The sequence below is a fragment of the Thiomicrorhabdus sp. genome (genome assembly GCF_963662555.1).
In the GTDB taxonomy this organism is placed as follows: domain Bacteria; phylum Pseudomonadota; class Gammaproteobacteria; order Thiomicrospirales; family Thiomicrospiraceae; genus Thiomicrorhabdus.
Genome location: NZ_OY759719.1, coordinates 1,028,288 through 1,046,950 on the forward strand (window position 1 = coordinate 1,028,288; position 18,663 = coordinate 1,046,950).

Annotated in this window: 19 protein-coding genes; 18 read left to right on the top strand and 1 reads right to left on the bottom strand. The window is 37.0% G+C overall.

The features are described from left to right. The first annotated feature begins 211 nt into the window (after positions 1-211). The 18 genes from rplM to ACORJQ_RS04480 all read left to right on the top strand — a co-directional run bounded on the left by rplM (position 212) and on the right by ACORJQ_RS04480 (position 18,043). On the top strand, positions 212-640 hold the full coding sequence (gene rplM, locus ACORJQ_RS04395; RefSeq protein WP_321326356.1) for a 50S ribosomal protein L13: 429 nt from the start codon (positions 212-214) through the stop codon (positions 638-640). A gap of 15 nt (positions 641-655) precedes the next feature. Then, entirely contained in the window at positions 656-1,048 is a 393-nt protein-coding gene (rpsI, locus tag ACORJQ_RS04400) for a 30S ribosomal protein S9 (protein ID WP_321326357.1), read from the top strand. A 768-nt stretch (positions 1,049-1,816) separates the two neighbouring features. After that, positions 1,817-2,851: a porin gene (locus tag ACORJQ_RS04405; RefSeq protein WP_321326358.1), complete on the top strand. Its 1,035-nt coding sequence runs from the start codon at positions 1,817-1,819 to the stop codon at positions 2,849-2,851. Positions 2,852-3,045: 194 nt separating this feature from the next. Further along, the gene (locus tag ACORJQ_RS04410; protein ID WP_321326359.1) at positions 3,046-3,528 is read left to right on the top strand and encodes a hypothetical protein; all 483 of its coding nucleotides are present in this window, start codon (positions 3,046-3,048) and stop codon (positions 3,526-3,528) included. A 109-nt stretch (positions 3,529-3,637) separates the two neighbouring features. Further along, positions 3,638-4,633, top strand: coding sequence for a hypothetical protein (locus ACORJQ_RS04415; RefSeq protein WP_321326360.1), 996 nt, complete (start codon positions 3,638-3,640; stop codon positions 4,631-4,633). After that, positions 4,630-5,406, top strand: a complete 777-nt coding sequence (locus ACORJQ_RS04420; protein WP_321326362.1) for a type II secretion system protein — start codon at positions 4,630-4,632, stop codon at positions 5,404-5,406. Before ACORJQ_RS04415 ends, ACORJQ_RS04420 begins: the two co-directional genes overlap by 4 nt. Before the next feature lie 125 nt (positions 5,407-5,531). Continuing rightward, on the top strand, positions 5,532-7,019 hold the full coding sequence (locus ACORJQ_RS04425; RefSeq protein WP_321326364.1) for a type II secretion system protein: 1,488 nt from the start codon (positions 5,532-5,534) through the stop codon (positions 7,017-7,019). After that, a complete protein-coding gene (locus ACORJQ_RS04430; RefSeq protein WP_321326366.1) occupies positions 7,020-8,453 on the top strand; it encodes a type II secretion system protein in 1,434 nt (477 codons plus the stop codon). It abuts the gene before it with no gap. A 14-nt stretch (positions 8,454-8,467) separates the two neighbouring features. Further along, entirely contained in the window at positions 8,468-9,076 is a 609-nt protein-coding gene (locus ACORJQ_RS04435; protein WP_321326368.1) for a response regulator, read from the top strand. A gap of 48 nt (positions 9,077-9,124) precedes the next feature. Further along, the gene (locus ACORJQ_RS04440; RefSeq protein WP_321326370.1) at positions 9,125-10,225 is read left to right on the top strand and encodes an ATP-binding protein; all 1,101 of its coding nucleotides are present in this window, start codon (positions 9,125-9,127) and stop codon (positions 10,223-10,225) included. Positions 10,226-10,382: 157 nt separating this feature from the next. Then, entirely contained in the window at positions 10,383-11,000 is a 618-nt protein-coding gene (locus tag ACORJQ_RS04445) for a prepilin-type N-terminal cleavage/methylation domain-containing protein (protein ID WP_321326371.1), read from the top strand. A 189-nt stretch (positions 11,001-11,189) separates the two neighbouring features. Then, positions 11,190-11,465, top strand: coding sequence for a hypothetical protein (locus tag ACORJQ_RS04450; protein ID WP_321326373.1), 276 nt, complete (start codon positions 11,190-11,192; stop codon positions 11,463-11,465). A gap of 190 nt (positions 11,466-11,655) precedes the next feature. Then, entirely contained in the window at positions 11,656-13,068 is a 1,413-nt protein-coding gene (miaB, locus tag ACORJQ_RS04455) for a tRNA (N6-isopentenyl adenosine(37)-C2)-methylthiotransferase MiaB (protein WP_321326374.1), read from the top strand. Between the two features lie 141 nt (positions 13,069-13,209). Beyond that, a complete protein-coding gene (locus tag ACORJQ_RS04460) occupies positions 13,210-14,199 on the top strand; it encodes a PhoH family protein (RefSeq protein ID WP_321326376.1) in 990 nt (329 codons plus the stop codon). 52 nt (positions 14,200-14,251) lie between these two features. Beyond that, positions 14,252-14,722, top strand: a complete 471-nt coding sequence (ybeY, locus tag ACORJQ_RS04465; RefSeq protein ID WP_321326378.1) for an rRNA maturation RNase YbeY — start codon at positions 14,252-14,254, stop codon at positions 14,720-14,722. A 174-nt stretch (positions 14,723-14,896) separates the two neighbouring features. Continuing rightward, entirely contained in the window at positions 14,897-15,796 is a 900-nt protein-coding gene (locus ACORJQ_RS04470) for a CorC family transporter (RefSeq protein WP_321326380.1), read from the top strand. Positions 15,797-15,913: 117 nt separating this feature from the next. Further along, on the top strand, positions 15,914-17,440 hold the full coding sequence (gene lnt, locus ACORJQ_RS04475; RefSeq protein ID WP_321326382.1) for an apolipoprotein N-acyltransferase: 1,527 nt from the start codon (positions 15,914-15,916) through the stop codon (positions 17,438-17,440). A 90-nt stretch (positions 17,441-17,530) separates the two neighbouring features. Beyond that, a complete protein-coding gene (locus ACORJQ_RS04480) occupies positions 17,531-18,043 on the top strand; it encodes a hypothetical protein (RefSeq protein WP_321326383.1) in 513 nt (170 codons plus the stop codon). Between the two features lie 163 nt (positions 18,044-18,206). Here the strand turns inward: ACORJQ_RS04480 and ACORJQ_RS04485 are convergent, their stop codons facing one another. Beyond that, entirely contained in the window at positions 18,207-18,599 is a 393-nt protein-coding gene (locus ACORJQ_RS04485) for a zinc ribbon-containing protein (RefSeq protein ID WP_321326385.1), read from the bottom strand. Positions 18,600-18,663 lie beyond the last annotated feature (64 nt).

The window sequence follows — 18,663 nt, forward strand, 5'->3', positions numbered from 1 at the left end:
GATTTAAAACTACCAGGCCTGGTAAATGATTAAAATTAAATAGATTTTATTTGTAATTACATTTGAAAATAAAACTAAAATCTAATATAATTCCGCGTCTGTTAATCCTTCCCCCTTATTGCCCGTTAAACAGTAAGTTGATTTGGTTTAACAAATTTTAAATTGTTGAACCAAATCTTGGATTTGGATTATTTATTTGTAGGAACAAATTATGAAAACATTTGTTGCAAAACCAGCTGAAATTAAACGCGACTGGTATATTGTAGATGCAGAAAACAAGACTTTAGGTCGTTTAGCTGCAGAGATTGCTTTACGTTTACGTGGTAAGCACAAGCCAGAATATACACCTCATGCAGATTGTGGTGACTATATTGTTGTTGTTAACGCAGAAAAAGTTGCTGTTACAGGTAACAAGCGTAAAGATAAAATGTACCATCACCACACTGGGTTTATTGGTCATTTAAAATCAACTAACTTTGAAAAGTTAATTGACAAAGCGCCAAACCGTCCGCTTGAATTTGCGGTAAAAGGGATGTTGCCAAAAGGTCCATTAGGACGCGCAATGTTTAAAAAGCTAAAAGTATATGCTGGTACAGAACATCCGCATACTGCTCAGCAGCCAAAAAATCTAGACGTGTAATAAAGGAATATTAAAATGGCAACAGAACAATACTACGGAACAGGTCGTCGTAAAAGCTCAGTAGCTCGCGTATTCTTAAAAGCGGGTTCTGGTAAGATGACAGTAAACGGTCGTGATATCAATGAGTATTTTGCTCGTGAAACAGACTTAATGGTTATTAACCAATCTTTAGAAGCAACAGAAAATGTAGATAAGTTTGACGCTTATATCACTGTTTCTGGTGGTGGTACAACTGGTCAAGCTGGTGCTGTACGTCACGGTCTTGCTCGTGCACTTGTTGCATATGAAGAAGGAAATCGTCCTGCTCTACGTGCACGTGGTCTTCTTACTCGTGATGCTCGTCAAGTTGAACGTAAGAAAGTCGGTCTTCGTAAAGCACGTCGTCGCCCTCAGTTCTCAAAACGTTAATATATACAAAATATATTTTATATATTTACATATTGCATTTTGGTTCAAAAAACCCGCCTGGTTCGCCAGAGCGGGTTTTTTTATGTCTGCTTAAAAGTAAATATTAACCACGAGGGCACGGTGATTAAAAAGAAGGGTTGAAGAACTCGGTTGTAGAGACGAGAACGTAGCGAAGCAATTTATAAGGTATATACGGCTATAAACACTACCAGGCCTGGTAAAGTTAAAAACTTCGTGACTTCATGGTAAAAAAACTAAACGTCATTCCCAGGCTTGACCAGGGAATCTAAAACAGCAAAAAGAGATTATCGGGTCAAGCCCGATAATGACGACGGTGCTTGGTTTATTAACTTAAGGTTTGAGAAAATAAAATTTATTAGGCCTGGTAGTATTTAAAAAAACTTCGTCTCTTCGTGGTTCAAAAAAACAAACATCATTTCCTGGTATAAGAAACCGTCATTCCCTGGTTTGACCAGGGAATCTTAAACGGCAAAAAGAGATTATCGGGTCAAGCTCGATAATGAAGGTAGGACCAGGCCTGGTAAATTTTAGAAAAGCTTCACATTTTCGCACCTTTGTGGTTAATGCATGTTTTTATGTCTTCGTGTTTAAAAATGTACTGCTGTTAAAGCGGTGTTGCAAAAAAACAACACAAAAAAACTTTGTGGTTTTTTTTATAACTTGGGGTTGCACACAAAAGTTTTATTCCATATAGTGCATCACAAGCCTGCAAGCGTAGGCAGTTTTAACTAATTTAAGGATTTTCAAATGAAAAAGAATATTATCGCTCTAGCAATCGCTTCTGCAGTTGCCGCTCCTGTTGCAATGGCTGACGCTCCTGTAGTTTATGGTCAAGTAAATATGGCTACTGAACAGTTTGATGTATCAAATGCTGGTGCTCAAACTGACGCAAACAAAGCGGCTTCAGGTACGCAAGTAAATAACGTAGCTTCACGTGTTGGTGTTAAAGGTTCTGAAGATCTAGGTAATGGTCTTAAAGCAATCTACAAGATGGAATTCTCTGTAGATGTTGGTGGTTCTAACACACTAGGTAACCGTAACCAATATGTTGGTTTAGCAGGTGGTTTTGGTACAGTATTAATGGGTCGTCATGATACGCCTACTAAAATGATTCAAGCAAAAGATTTATTTAACGACGGTGTTGCGGATAACAATCCTATGGCTGGTGGTTTAGGTGCTTTCGGTAAAGGTATGGAAAACCGTGTAAACAACGTTTTAGCTTATGTTTCTCCATCTTTCTCTGGTATTAAGTTAATTGCAGCAATGGTACCTCAAGAAGGTTCTAATATGACTCCAGCTTCTGATGATAAAGAATCTTCATTATCTGATTTGTATTCTGTTGCTTTAACATACGGTTCTGCGAAAAAAGGTCTTTATTTAGCTGCGGGTATGGATTCAGCTTCTGATCAAACTACTGGTACAAAAGGTAAAGAAGCAAATCATACACGTTTAGTTGCTCAGTACGCTACTGGCGGTTTAATTGCTAACGCAATGTACCAAGACTTTGGTGGTGATGCTCTTGATGGTACAAATAAGAAAGGTACTGATGTTCAAGCTAACTTAGGTTATAAAATCGGTAAATTCATGCCTAAAGCTAAAATCTCTGTAGTTGACCGTGATGTTTCTGCACTTAAAGACTCTACTAACTACGCTGTAGGTCTTGACTATGCATTAGGTAAGAAAACTACTGGTTATGTAACTTACACTTCAATTGAAAATGATTTAGGTGTTAAAGATGATGATACTACTGTAGTTTCTGTAGGTCTTTTACACAAGTTCTAATCAAATGCTGTCGTAAGGCAGTTTGATTAAATTTTGTATCAAAACCTCGTCTATTATTTATTAATAGGCGGGGTTTTTTTTTAGCTAAATTCGTTATTTGTGTAAAGGGTTTTTATTAAAGTCTTTTTTACAGCTAATGGGTTTTGTATATACTGTTTTTAAATTGACTCATACAAAAGAATTTGGATTATTAAATGAAAAAAAGAGAATGCCAGCCTTGTACGGCATGTTGTGATGGCTGGGTACAAATTAAGGTTAAAGGTTGTGAAGCTTATCCTGGCAAGCCTTGTCCACATAGTACGGGGTCTGGTTGTGATGATTATATAAACAGGCCTGTAAACCCTTGCCAAGTTTTTGAGTGTGCTTGGGTTAAAGAGGGTTCAAAACTGCCTGGTAATTTTAGGCCAGATAAATCTGGTGCTTTAGTGATTGATGCTGCGTTTAACTGGCAAGGTTTACCTGTTGATGTAGCCGTGCCGGTTGGGCGTGAGATACCGCAAAAAACCTTAAAATGGTTAATGAATTATGCTGAAAAAAATATGCGACCATTGGTCTATCAACAACAAGACCCTGAATCTAAAGAAATAGAAAAATCGCCGTTAACCTTAGCATACGGTCCGCCAGAGTTTCAAGAATGGGTGTTGCAACAACAAAAACTGGGCGTATCGCTATGGTAAATTACCAGGTCAGGTAAAAGTCAATATTTGTATTTAGTAGTAGAATTCGTTTATTATAAAATTGTGGTTTATTTAAATTACTTAGTAACATAGAAATGATTATAAATATATGAATAACCAAAAAATAAAACAATCTGGTTTTATTGTGTTAACAGGTTTGCTATTGTTAGTTTTGGGGGCTGCTTTATGGTTTGGGACAGTTTCTAATATGCGTTCTGAATCAATAAAAACAGGTATGCAAAATGAGCATGTCTTAGAGTTGAAGCGAATTAAAGAACGAATGTTGGCTTATGCTGTAATGCAACCTGAAATTTTTGCAACTAATTCTGGTTCTACAGTAAGACGTAATCAAGTTGATATTCCAGGGCCAGGGTACTTTCCTTGTCCAGATACAAATGGAGATGGAAACTCAAATGCACCTTGTGGTGCAGGTGTAGCATTTGTAATGGGATTGATTCCAGAACGTAATAGTACTAGTAACTACACATTTTTGGATAGCAATCAAGATATTGGTAAGTATTGGTATGCTGTTGATTCCAGATTTTTAACACAAAATTCAGATTATATTTACGCTGGTGAACAAAAGCGCTTTGTACCTCTTAATAGAGCATCGCCTGCATTGGCCAGTTTAACTCTAGATGGTAGAGCAGATATTGTTATGGTGCTTATGTATGCTGGTGACACGCTTAAAACTCAGCAACCAAGTCAACCTAGTGTTGCAAATGTTGCAAATTTTTTAGAACAAGATAATTCTAATGGTGATGCGAGCTTTATTTCTGTTTTTGATGACCCTGCTCCTGTTGCCAATAACCCAAGATTCAACGATTACGTTATACCCATTACTAGAACTGAATGGAATGCGGCTGTTTTAAGCCGTGTTAGTCAAGATGAAATGACAGGTACTACTGCTGGAACAGCACCAGATAATGTACCTGATTTATGTAACATTGTAACTCCTGCAGATTTACACTGGTTTAATGATTGTTTCTATACTGCGGCTTCCCCTGGCAACCCACTTCCTTTTGCCTGTACATTAGACGCAGGGGCTGCTGGTGATAACTTATACGGACAGGGATGGAGATCTGAATTAGGATGTCCACCATGATTGCTTTAAATAGGAATAAGCAAAAGGGTTTTTCTTTGCTTGAGTTAGCAATAGCGTTGACTTTAATTGCGATTTTATTGTATGGCGCTACTGGATCTTTAAATAAAATAGATGATTATGATGATTATGCACAAAACCGCATATTTATGAATAAAGTTCATGATGCTCTTTTAACTTATGTGCAGGTAAATCATTTTTTACCATGCCCAGATTCGGATGGAGATGGACTTGAAAATAGGGATGCAGCAAATCCTGCTTGGTGTGATCAGGTAGCGGGAACTTTGCCCTATTTGGATCTAGGCCTATCGAGTACAGATGTTTGGGGTTCTCCTTTGTATTATGCTGTAAACAGTGATACTGATAGTGCTGATATTATTGATCCTAATAAGTCTGCTAGCTATTTTAATCGATCAGGTGCCCCCGCCGTTGGATTTGATTATGATACCCCTCCATTTGGCTCAAATAATGGTACTGGAAACTATACAGTTTGTAATGAAAGGGCACTCTTTTGTAATGGGGCAACACCAGCAGATGAGCTTAGTGAGATTGCCGCTATTGCTGTTGTTATAAGTTACGGTAAAAACGGTGCCGAAACATGGGCTGGTAATCCAGGTGGCAACGCAGAAGTTGAAAATACTAATGGTAATAATAATATTTTTTGGCAAGGGCAAGGCAGTGATGTTCAAGGCTCTAATTTTGATGACCAGTTGATTTGGCTTACAGGGTATGAGGTTAAGTATTCAGTTATTAAGTCAGGGGCCGTATTAAATTAAGTTTTTTTGCATAGGGCAGTGTGCAGTTGCTTTTATATCTAATACTTAGTTATTAAAAGTTTATCAGTAAGTAAACATGCATTAATTATATAGAAATTAACCAATCCGAATATGGGACGATTGTTATGAACAATATACTTTGGAATAGTAAAAAGAAATATGCCGTCAGAGGTTTTTCTTTAGTAGAGGTTGCTGTTGTCCTTGCGATTTTGGGCGTGATTGCAGCAGGCTCTATTGGTGTGTATTCAGAACAAAGAACACACGTACTTTGGAAAGAAGGCGACTCTAGGTTAGCATCAATTAAGTCAAGTCTATTGAAGTTTGTAAAAACTAACAGCTACATGCCTTGCCCGGATAATACGATACCACCCGATGGCTTTGAAGATAGAAATCTAGATGCGACTTGTCAAGCTGATACAGGTAATGTACCTTTTAATAATTTAGGTTTAACTGCGGCTGATGTTCAAGATAGTTGGGGTAATAATATTGTTTATGCAATAAATCATAATGCCACTAATCCTGTAAGTATGGCTAACTGCCCATTAAGTTCAGCATGTTACTTTAACAATACCAGGCCACCTATGTTTGATTTAACTACCTTACCTGTAATGGGCAACCCTGGTGTAAATAACCTTCGTGTTTGTAATGGTGCGGCATGTGGACCTGCTACTGCACCGGCCAACATTAATGCGGATGCCTTGATTGCAGTATTGGTAGCTAAAAATGAAAACGGAAACCTACCATTGGCTCAGTTAAATGGTGCAGAACAAGAAAATGATAACGGAGATTTATATTTTGTACAATCTCAATACTCTAAAACGCCGCATTACGATGATTTGTTAACGACAATATCTGCTAATGAACTAAAGGATAGGTATGAAAACGAGATTGTTGAGCTTAATCGAAATGGCGATCCTGCCAATCCGCCCCCCCCCCCTGACAATCCTTTTGATGGAGTAACTGTTGATATAGCAGGTGGTAACGGTGATGATAATCGTTTCTCAAAAAATATAGGAGTTAATATAGAGTCTGGCACACTTAAATTTGGTGCTGATAATGCAGGTAAAACCGTAACATTAACATTTAATACTAAAGTGACGGGTGGTTGGGAAGATGCTGATGCCCTGAATGAGGGAGTAGCAGCTGAAAGAGATAGATACGGAAACCTTGAAACTCAAGATAGATTTATCGTAGGATTAAACAATGATGTAAATCAAATAGTTTACGATACGGCAAGTGCTACTAACCCTAGAGATGGTAGATTGGACGTAGATAATATAGCTGAATACATGGGTAACCCCAATCAAGATCAGTATTATTATTATGATGCTAATGATGATCGGGATAATACTTGGTATGAGTATGCTTCTTATAATGTTGCACTGGATGAAAATGGTGATTTAAAAGTTGATTTTGCAAATTTTTCAACAGCTTTAGATGAAAAGGTGCAAGTGTCTGATGTTAAGGCAGTTTTATATACTGCACCAACGGTAATGCCAGACTTTCCAAATGCCAAGCCAATTGATGCTATTCCTGAAACAAGTGTCTTTAAGTGGGTTGAGCCGGAACCGACAACTGGTTCAGGTTCAACAGTTTCTTCAGGTGCTTATTAGATGATAATACAAAATAAATATAAAGGGTTTTCTCTGATAGAAATGGCTGTGGTTTTAGCTATAGTGGGTGTCCTTATTACTGGTATACTTAGTTTTACAGGTGAATTTAGAGCCGTTTCAAAGCAAAATATATCTGAAAAAAAGCTTAAAGATATAAAAGCACAGCTTATTAAGTTTGCAATGATTAATAAGTATTTACCTTGTCCTGGTAATAACGGCCGAGAGGATAGAGCTCTAACAGGTGAGTGTAATAATACCTCTGGTGAGGTTCCTTACCTTGATATTGGTTTTAAAAGGGATGATGTTGTTGACTCTTATGGAAACTTTATTCGTTATGCAATAAACCAAAATGCTAATAATCCAGCTTTAATTTGTAACAATGCAAGTTCAGCGAGCTATTTTTGTAATAGCACGCCTGGTACAGCAGTCTTTGATTTAACCAATACTCCACCTATTGCTGGTAATGATGGTCTTGGTAACTATACCGTTTTAAATTCAACCGGAGGTATTGATTCAAATACGGCAATTGTAGTGTTAGTTGCCTATAATGCAGATGGTGAGCAAACACTTACCGCGGCGGCACCAAATAGTTGTCAAGCTGGTGTAGTACTTCCAATTAATATAGAAAATTGCGATTTAGACCTGCTATACAACAAAGCCCAACAAAGCACTGATAACGTAAACTTTTTTGATGATTCAATTGAAACAATTACAGGCTATGAAATAAAGTCTACAGCATTATCACCAATAACAGTATGGAATAATTCAACTGTTCCAAGCAGTGTATTACCGCCAACTTACAGAGGGTATGATCTAACACCAGGTGCATACCTGCCAAATGATTCAACTAGCGAACGAGATGTCATTAAAGTTGATCATAATGTTGCTGATTCGCTTAGTCTAGGTAAGGGAGATGACGTGGTGCTTATGGGTGGCAGTCTAGCTTCAAAGCTGGAGTACAACAACAAAACCGGTAAGATCACGAGTAATGGTGATAAGGCTGATTTGGATACTGGTGATGGAAATGACAGTGTTTATATAGGTGAAGAAGCGTATTCAAATGTTCAGCTCGGTGATGGGGATGATCAATTTATTCTAGGATCAGATTTAATCGCAGATTTATATGCCGGAGCAGGTAATGACCAAATTTGGATTCAAGGAAATATTAATTCAGGTTCAAACTTAGACTTAGGTTCTGGCGATGATGTTTTGTGGTTAGGAAATGCTGATGACCCGAATTCAGGTTTATTAAATCGAGCTATTGATGGCGGAGATGGTACTGATATTTTAGTTTTAGAAAATTATAAAACTGTTGATGAATTTCAAGCCAAGAACAATCTTTATGATTTAATTCATTTTGAATACATTGTCTTTGCAGATGATGGAACAGGCCATAGAGATTATTGCACTTATACAGTGGATTGCTATAAATAAATGGTAGTTTAAGTTTGAATCATAAACAAGTCTTATTAGTAGATGATGACCCAGCATTACGCAGTATGCTGGGTTTTTCTTTAGAGAGTTCTGGTTATTTGGTTTCTGAGGCTGAATCTAGAGTTCAAGCGGTTCAATTTTTACAAAATACGCCTTATCCCATTATTGTTCTAGATATGGGAATGCCCCCTAATGAACATACTCCTGAAGAGGGTGTTGCCGTTTTAGAGTGGCTTAAGCTTAATCAATCCCATGCTAAAACCATAGTGCTAACAGGTCAAAACCCTGAATCAACTTCCTATACGGCTCTAAAACATGGTGCCTTTGACTTTTTACAGAAGCCAGTCACTTCTGAAAGTTTAATTCAAGCGGTTAAAAGAGCGGCAATGTTTTATGAGCAAGAAGAAAAGCTACGCCATCAAGAAGGCTTTCATAAAGTACAGATTGATGCAAGTTTGGGTGAGGGTGTAAAACAGGTTAGAAATAAGGCAGAAGAAAAGTTACTAAGGCAAGTTTTAGCTGATACAGATTTTAATGTTCATGAGGTGGCACGTCGTTTAGGATTAAAGCGAGAAAACGTCTATTATTTAATTAAAAAATATGAGATTCAACGTGGCGATTAATAATGATTAATCAAAATTTAATGTTTAACTTGCTTCTAGGCATTACTAATGATTGATGAAATATCAGTAAGTGTTGCTAAATGGTTGTGGCTAGCTTTAGTTATTATTGGTGTGTCGCTTTTTTTTACCGCCTATTATTTTAGACGTCAGTCAAAAAGATTAAATAGGGCATTATCTGCTTTATATGAGTTAAATCATGCATGTGAACAAGATGCATTAGATTTTTTTAACCAGGCCTGGTCAATTTTAAGTACAGTTGGCTGTATAGGGCTTAAAGCCAATATAGAATGGTTTGGTGAAAGGAAGACCGTTGATAAAGGCTCGGCTGATGGTCGTTTATTTAATAAACAATCCTATTTAGTCCATCGCGATGATATGCGTTTTGAGATTATTTTTTATATTACTAGAGAAGCAAATCAGCTTGAAAGCTTAACCGGCTTGGTGTTAAAAACCTTTATTAATATCCTTGAGCAAGACCTAGTGCTTAAGCAAGCAGAGATTCTTACCTCACAAAAAAGGCTTGAGCGTTATCAGCTATTTGTGCAGCATGAAATCAAAAATATTGCTCAGTTCATTCAATTGCTTTCTGAGCAAGTACAAGTTATCCAAGATGATAATCAAAAGATTAAATTGGTTGAACGATTAGTTAGTACACTGCCCGTAATGGCTCAGCGAGCAAGGAAAACCATTGATCACATGAAGCAACCATTGTCTGAGTTTTATGAAGGCAATGTTTACACGTTAAAAGATTTAATTAACGATGTGGTTGAAATGTATGGTTTACAAGCCAATATAGAGGGCAATGTCTCTACCAAATTACCTCGCCAAGTTTTATTAGAAGTCTTAAAGAATATTTTAGGTAATTTTAGAGATCATCCAACCTCTAATTTGCCTATTCAAATATCGATTACTCAAGATGCTTTTGAACAAAAAATTAAGCTCACTATCAATAGTCATAAAATTAACGATGAAGAGTTTTTGTCAGAAAGAATGTTTGAACCTTTTTGGACAACCAGTGAAAGTGGAATGGGGTTGGGTTTATTTCTATCTAGAGAATTATTAAAGCAGTTAGGTGGAGCAATATACTTTTACCAAAATGAAACCAAAGAATTTGGTTTTACAGTTGAATTACCAGGCCTGGTAGATTAATCTTTAAGATTAAACGTTCATGGCAAGTGAATTTAGTGTTTTTAGTTAAAAAATGAGGGAGTAAAAAATTTTTACTCTTTTTTTTATTTTTTTTCTCTGTAAGATACAAAATACACAAAACGTGTAAATGTTTTATACATATAAAAGGAAGATACTTATGCAAGTTAAAAACTTACAAGCACAAAAAGGTTTCACATTAGTTGAAATCGCGATCGTATTAGTTATCATCGGTTTACTATTAGGTGGTGTACTTAAGGGTCAAGAACTTATAACCTCAGCTAAAATCAAAAACGACACAGATTCACTTGTTGGTTTACAAGCTTCAACTTATGCATACCTTGATCGTATGGGTTACTATCCTGGTACTTTGCGTGCAGCAACTCCAAATAATGCAGCCGTAAATAAAACTCAAATTGTCGGAAGAACTACTACTTCAAATGCAGGTTTTAGTGGTGTTGTTGGTACGGCTGTCCCTGGTAATTTCTTTGAAGATTTAGCTACTCAAGGTTTTGTAAAAGATCCTAATATAGGCACCAAACTTGATGAAAATGGTGGTTTTACTGCTGGTTTTGCTTCGGCTGGTGCTACGGGAACTGTGCCAGTGGAAGCTAACCAAAATTATATATGTATAGACTACACTGCTGGTATAGCAAATGGTGAAGAAATTTTACGAGGTATGGATCTTAAGTTGGATGATGGTAACCCAGCTACTGGTAAATTTAGATATGATACAACTGGGGCAGCTGCCGCCGCTTCTGGTTGTTTTGAAATGTAATTGCCACTATTGATTAGTGATACATTAGCCCCGTTATACGGGGTTTTTTATTTCTTAATTTTTTATTTATGAAGGTGCTCTTTCATTAATCAATACTTTATTAAGTAATGTAAGTTTTATGAAAGCTTAAAATAATTGTTTTATAAGTCAGGATGCAATTGAGCAAATCATGGTACTTTTTTTCAAGATTTGTATGACCAGGGGTTTATTACTAATCCTGAACCTTCTGCGGCTTTAGTTGATCCGGGGATTTATTTTGCAACATTTTTACCTGAAACGGGTAATATTGGTTTAACCAGCGGTACTATTTTAGGTAAAAATCAAGCGTGTGTTACTTTATTAAGTAAGGACCATGCGAGGCAGTTGGACATATCTTTAGATGATGGAGTATGGAATACAGGAACTATCCGTTCTGATTCTGATTTTGATACAGCAGAAACCCATACTATGTGTTTACAAATCTAATATTTAATTGAATGTTAAAGATAATTGATTTTACCAGGCCTGGTAATTCTATTTTTATCACAAGTTTTCTTTTTATTCTTTCTCTATGTTAGAATACGCGACCCGAAATGATTCTAATAAAAATTCTGTATATTCAGATAGATAGAATCAAAATTAGTGCCTTTACCCTTATTATTTTTACGGAATTTATATGTCTCAAACCACACCATTTACCGGCGGTCTTTATGTGATTACTTATGGTTGTCAGATGAATGAGTATGACTCTGACAAAATGGCCAGCCTATTAGAAAAAACCTATGGTTTAAAGCTGGTAACCGAGCCAGAAGATGCGGATGTGGTTTTGATGAACACTTGTTCCGTGCGTGAGAAAGCTCAAGAGAAAGTGTTTTCTGAGTTAGGTCGTTGGACTAAATGGAAAGCTAAAAAGCCAAACCGTGTCATTGGTGTGGGTGGATGCGTTGCTTCGCAAGAGGGTAAAGTCATTCGTCAGCGTGCACCAAGTGTTGATGTGATTTTTGGCCCACAAACGTTACACCGTTTGCCAGCGATGATTGATGAAGCCCTAAGAGTTCGTGGTGATGATTCAATTAAAAAGAAAAAGGCGGTAATTGATATCTCATTTCCAGAGATTGAGAAGTTTGATAATTTGCCTGAACCTGAAGTAAATGGTGTTTCTGCAATGGTATCCATTATGGAAGGTTGCTCTAAATATTGTACTTTCTGTGTGGTGCCTTATACTCGTGGAGAAGAGGTTAGCCGACCATTTGAAGACGTGATGCATGAGATTCGTGTTTTAGCAGAGCAAGGTGTCCGAGAAGTTAATTTACTTGGGCAAAATGTTAATGCGTATCGCGGCTTAATGGCAGATGGTGAAATTGCCGATTTAGCAATTTTAATGCATGCAATTAGAACAATTGATGGGATTGACCGTATTCGTTTTACCACCTCGCATCCAAATGAAATGACTCAAAGCATTATTGATTGTTATGGTGAAATTCCCGAGCTAGTTTCTCACTTGCACCTGCCAATTCAATCGGGTTCAGATAAAGTATTGGCGATGATGAAACGAAACCATATGGTGTTGGAATATAAATCAACTATTCGTAAAGTTAGAGCGTTACGTCCAAACTTGTCTCTATCTGGTGATTTTATTATTGGTTTCCCTGGCGAAACCTGTGATGATTTTAAAGAAACCTTAGCTTTGGTTGAAGAGTTAAATTACGACCGCTCATTTAGTTTTATTTACAGTGAACGACCAGGTACACCTGCGGCAGGTTTTCCTGATGATGAGCCTATGGAAAAGAAAAAACGTCGTTTATTTGTTTTACAAGAACAGCTTAATAAACAAACTCAAGCCATTAGTGATGGCATGATCGGTACAATACAAAAAGTGTTGGTAGAACGCTTATCACGTAACTCGTTTAATGAAGTAGCTGGTCGTACTGAAAATAACCGAGTGGTTAATTTTGAAGGTTCGCCAGACTTAATTGGTCAGTTTGTTGATGTGGAAATTACCGAGGCTTTAACAAACTCTTTACGCGGCAAAGTGGTCGCAACTCCTGAAGCAGATAAACATCAAGCTCCGCAATATTATGCGTTGTAATTTTGCATTAATCTATATCTCTTACCATATTGTGAATTTTAGGCATAATTAAACCAACATTTTGTTGGTTTTTTTATTATGATTTCATCTTAAGACCATATTTTAAAAGCGTATTTTAAAACCTTAATCTAGAGGCTTACTTTGCCAGCATTACATACTATTCAGTTTTCACTTTACCCAGAAGACAATGAGCGTTTACAAAACTTGTTGGGTTGGCATAATGAACACTTTGACCAAATAGAACTGCGTTTAGGCGTCGAAGTCAATTCACGTGGTTTTAATCTCTCGGTAACCGGTTTGGCGGATCGTATTGTTAAAGCCGAGCAAGTGATTAGAGATTTATATGACTCTACGGCTCAAGAAACATTAACTCCAGAGACTATTCATTTACGTTTGCATGAGCTGGGTTTAGAAACCGATAGAGCTTTTGACGCTGAACAGGTTTTAATTAAAACTCGGCGTAAAACCATTAAAACCCGTAACCCAAACCAGGCAAGTTACATTCAAGCTATTCAAAAATATGATGTGAATTTTGGTATTGGTCCTGCTGGTACAGGTAAAACCTATTTGGCAGTGGCATGTGCCGTTGAAGCGTTAGAAAATGAAAAGGTTCGCCGAATCATTCTTACCAGGCCTGCCGTTGAAGCGGGTGAAAAGCTCGGTTTTTTACCTGGTGACTTAAGCCAAAAGGTTGACCCTTACCTAAGACCTTTATTTGATGCATTATTTGAAATGATGGGCTTTGAAACGGTAGAGCGTTTAATGGAAAAAAATGTCATTGAAGTCGCTCCTCTCGCTTTTATGCGTGGCCGTACTTTAAATGAATCATTTATTATTTTGGACGAAGCTCAAAATACCACTACCGAACAAATGAAAATGTTTTTAACGCGTATTGGCTTTGGTTCAACGGCAGTGATTACGGGTGATATTACCCAATGTGATTTACCTAGACACCAAAAGTCGGGTCTACGTCACGTTATTGAAGTGCTTGATGGAGTAGAAGGCATTGGCTTTAGTTTTTATCAAGCCCAAGATGTGGTTAGACATTCCATGGTCCAAAAAATTGTAACGGCCTATGATAAATATGACCGTAAGCAACAAAAGCTCAATGAGGCTTCAGGCAAAAAATAAAACTCATTTGCTTAATGATTAAATTTTTTTACAGTTGGTAAGGGGCAAAAACATGTTAGATATCGATTTGCAGTGGGGCATTGAAGAGCAAGCGATTCCTACCTTAGAGCAGTGTCAAAAATGGGTACATCTTAGTATCTTAGAACCACGCTCGTTTGAACCTGTAGAGATGACAATCCGTATTGTTGATGCCGAAGAGAGTCAAGCACTCAACTTTGAATATCGCGGTAAAAATAAACCCACCAACGTATTATCATTTGAATTTGAACAGCCACCAGGCCTGGTAGATTTGGGAGAAGAGCTTCCTTATCTTGGTGATTTGGTTATTTGTGCTGAAGTAGTGGCTCAAGAAGCAAAAGAACAAAATAAATCTTTAGAGGCCCATTGGGCTCATATGATTGTGCATGGCACCTTGCATTTGCAAGGCTATGACCATATAGATGACGATGATGCCGAAGAGATGGAAGCCCATGAAATAGAGATTATGCAAAATTTGGGTTATGGCAATCCTTATGAAGAATAGTTAAATAAAAAATTAACAAATAAAGATACCCAATAAAGAATAATCTAAATACAATTTTTTTAATGTTTTAAAGTTTTTATTACGTTGAGAACGATGAAAAAGAGAAGGAAATATTTCTTTTCTCTGTAAACGTAGTTCTTAAAGTAAATACTAGAGTAAAGGTGAGAAAAAGAAATGAGTGACAGTAGTAGCGGCTCTTCGTGGTTAGAGCGTCTTGGAAAAGTATTTTCAGATGAACCGGAGAGTCGAGAAGAACTAATAACTGTTTTAAAAGATGCACAATCACAAGGTGTGCTTGATGCAGATGCATTGTTAATGATTGAAGGGGTTTTGGATGTGTCTGAAGCCCGAGTGCGAGACATTATGATTCCTCGTCCGCAAATTGAAATTATTGATGCAAATGATAGTTTAGAGTCAATTTTAGAGACTATGTTAGAGAGTTCTCATTCACGTTATCCTGTTATGTTGGATAAAGAAATTGTTGGAATTTTACTCGCCAAAGACGTTTTACGTGCGGTTGTAAAAGGTGAGTTAAATGATAAAGATGATTTGCAAAAAATTTACCGTGAAGCCAATTTTATTCCTGAAAGTAAGCGTTTAAATGTTCTGTTAAGAGAGTTTAAATCTAGCCGTAATCACTTAGCATTGGTTGTTGACGAATATGCTGAATTAGCGGGCCTGGTAACCATTGAAGATGTGTTAGAACAAATTGTTGGTGATATTGAAGATGAACACGACATTACCGAAGATGAATGCATTCAAAAACGTGCAGGAGGAGCTTATTCTGTTCAAGCTTTAACAACGATTGAAGAGTTTAATCAGTTTTTTGGTACAGAAATCGAAACCGAAAATACTGAAACCATGGGCGGGTTTTTAAGTTCAGAATTAGGTCATGTTCCTGTGGTGGGTGAAGAGATAGAAACCCACGGTATTGTTTTTAGAGTATTAAAAGCTAGTGATCGCCGTGCAGAGCTGTTTGAAGCAAAACCTGTTCAGAATGACGAGACTGAGAATGCATCTACTGAAAACAACACTGTTTCAAACGATGTTAGTTCAGAGAATGTAACGTCATAATTATGGTTTAACAAGTACCTAAAAATAAATCAAATATTAAAGTGCTAAGAGATATTTGAATAAACCATAAATATGAAAAAGGTTTATTCAACGCTCTGATAATAAAGGACAGTCTTTTTGAAATCGGCTTTTGCTTTTTTAAAAAAAGTATTTACACCCAATAAAACACATCTAATCTCCTTTGCTTTGGGTCTGTTAAGCGTTTTTGCTTTTGCTCCGTTTAATCTCCCTCCATTAATGCTAGCCTCTATTGCTGGGCTATTTATGCTTTGGTTAGAAGCAAAATCAAGGTTTGAAGCTGCAAAAATCGGTTTGTGGTTTGGGCTTGGGCAATTTGGCTTAGGCGTAAGCTGGCTCTTTTCTAGCATGTATTTCTATTCTGGCGTTATGTTGCCAGTAGCCGTGGTGCTTACATTCTGCTTTGTGCTGTTCTTAGCATTATCGGTTGCTCTTGGCGGTTGGATTGCTCAGTATTTTAAAAATCCAAAATCTCCAGGCCTGGTATTGGTTTTACTGTTTCCAGCTGTATGGGTTTTGCTTGAGTTGGTTCGCTCAACCATTTTTGGTGGTTTTCCCTTTCTGTTAAGTGGCACCAGTCATGTTGATACCTGGTTAGACGGCTATGCACCTCTGTTAGGTGTTTGGGGTGTGAGCTGGATGGTTGCCATGTCAGCTGGTTTGCTTTTATGGTTGTTTAAAGAAAGAAGTTGGGTGAGAGCCAGTATTACCTTATGTTTGATTTGGTCAACTGGTGGTTTATTACAAAATGTAAATTGGGTGCATCCTATTGGTAAGCCGATAGAAGTGGCGTTGATTCAAGGTAATATTGCTCAAGAAAAAAAGTGGTTACCTGATGAGTTTTATCCCACCTTAAAAACCTATATTGGTTTAACCAAAAAAAATATGGATGCTGATGTTATTGTTTGGCCAGAAACCGCCATACCAGCCTATTACGATGTAGTAGAAAAAGGTGCGTTAAAAAGCTTTATTAAAGATGCAAAATTGCTCAATACCGATATTTTAGCCGGTGTCATTGCAGGTGGCGAAAACTCTGAAAACTACTATAACGCTTTAATTAATGTGCATAATCCAGAGCAACGTTACTATAAAAAACATCTTGTACCGTTTAGTGAGTTTTTCCCATTTAGTAGCGTGTTTGCTTTTGTAAGTGGTTTGTTTGATATTCCTTTTGCTGAGTTTACAGCAGGCGATGATAATCAAAAACTATTTAAATTAGGCGGCCAAGAGGCCGGGTTAAGTGTCTGTTACGAGATGGCATTTGGTGAAGAGTTGGCAGAATCTTTGCCGCAAGCAAAATATCTCATTACGGTCAGTAACGATGCTTGGTTTGCCGGTACTTTTGAACCAGCACAACAATTACAAGAAGTGCAAATGCGAGCGATAGAGCTAGGTCGAGAAATAGCGAGAAGTACCAATACAGGTTATACCGCAATAGTAGATATTAAAGGCAATATTAAGGCCCAAATTCCAGCATATCAAGAAGGTGTTTTGCGTGGTGATGTTCAACCCTATGACGGCTTAACCTTTTATGCCGAATGGAAAACCTTGCCGATTCTGTTTTTGCTCTTTACCTACTTTGGATTTTTAATAGCAAAACGTTACTTTTTAAAAGGTCGCTTTTAAAATTTTGTTTTAACAAAAATAATTATTTATAACTAAAGACTCGCCGCTCAATGAGTATTGAACGAGCTTTTCTCATTATTTGGTATGCTCATGAAATCACAGCAAAATTTATTTAATAAAATAAATCTTTTTGTACAAAAAGATGCTGAGTCAGGTTTGACTCAAATTGTCACCGTTCTTAGATTGTTTTTTATTGTTTTTATGGTGGTTTATCTTGCGGCTTGTATCTTTAGTATTTCTAGCAAATTATTAGATTTTATTTTGGTTCAAGGTGTTTTAGACTTTCCGTCAATAAAGATTCTATTAACTGATGCACTGTTTACTCTAATCGTACTAGCGATTGTAAAAGCACTTTTTATTAAAAGTAGTTTTGATTACGCACTTACATTTTTAGAAATTGCCTTTGTGGTGGTCATAAGAAAGCTGATTTTATTAGATACTGTACCAGATGAAAATATGACATTACTGATATTAGGTGGTGTTTCAACGGCGTTCTTTATTTTGATTATTTACATACACAATCTAAAACGCCAGTGGCTACAAAAAGAAGCTGTGATTGAAGCTGAAGGCCATAAAAGTGAAGAAAACAGTAAAGTAAATTGATTGGATTTTCTGAGGTGTTGAGAGCTTAAAGCCATAAAGAGTCATGTAGAGGGTGATGAGCAAAGCCGAGTGAAAAAGGTAATTTGCCTTTTCTGAACTCTCTGTAAATACACTAAAAAATGTGTATTTACAGAATGATTTGTTTAAATCTATGGTTTAGTTTTTATTCGTGTGTTTTTGAAAATACAGGGTGGTTTTCATCCATAGCGGCCGCTAAACGGTAACGAAGCAAGGTAATATTGGTCGGATCAGCTAAAGTCAGTGCTTTATCTGCTAAGTATTTCTCTAAGATAGGCAAATCCATTTCAATAAATTCTTCAACGCCTTGTTCTGCCTCAGCTAAATATTCCGCAGTTTGCTCAAGGTCAGCTTTTAAATCTTCTTGAACACGTTTAAATTCTTCTGCAGTTAGCTCAGCCAATGCGTGGTCAGCTTGCTCGGCTTTTTCAATACCTTCACCCAAAGTTTCCCAAGTTTTATTTTCTGTTTTAATCACAAACTCTTTAGCGTGATTTAAAAGAGTACGGTACGCCACAAGCATTTTATTTTCGCTCATTATTTTCTCCTGTTAAGTAGGGTCTGTTAAATATCCATACTTGATTCTGTTGCAGCTTAAAAAT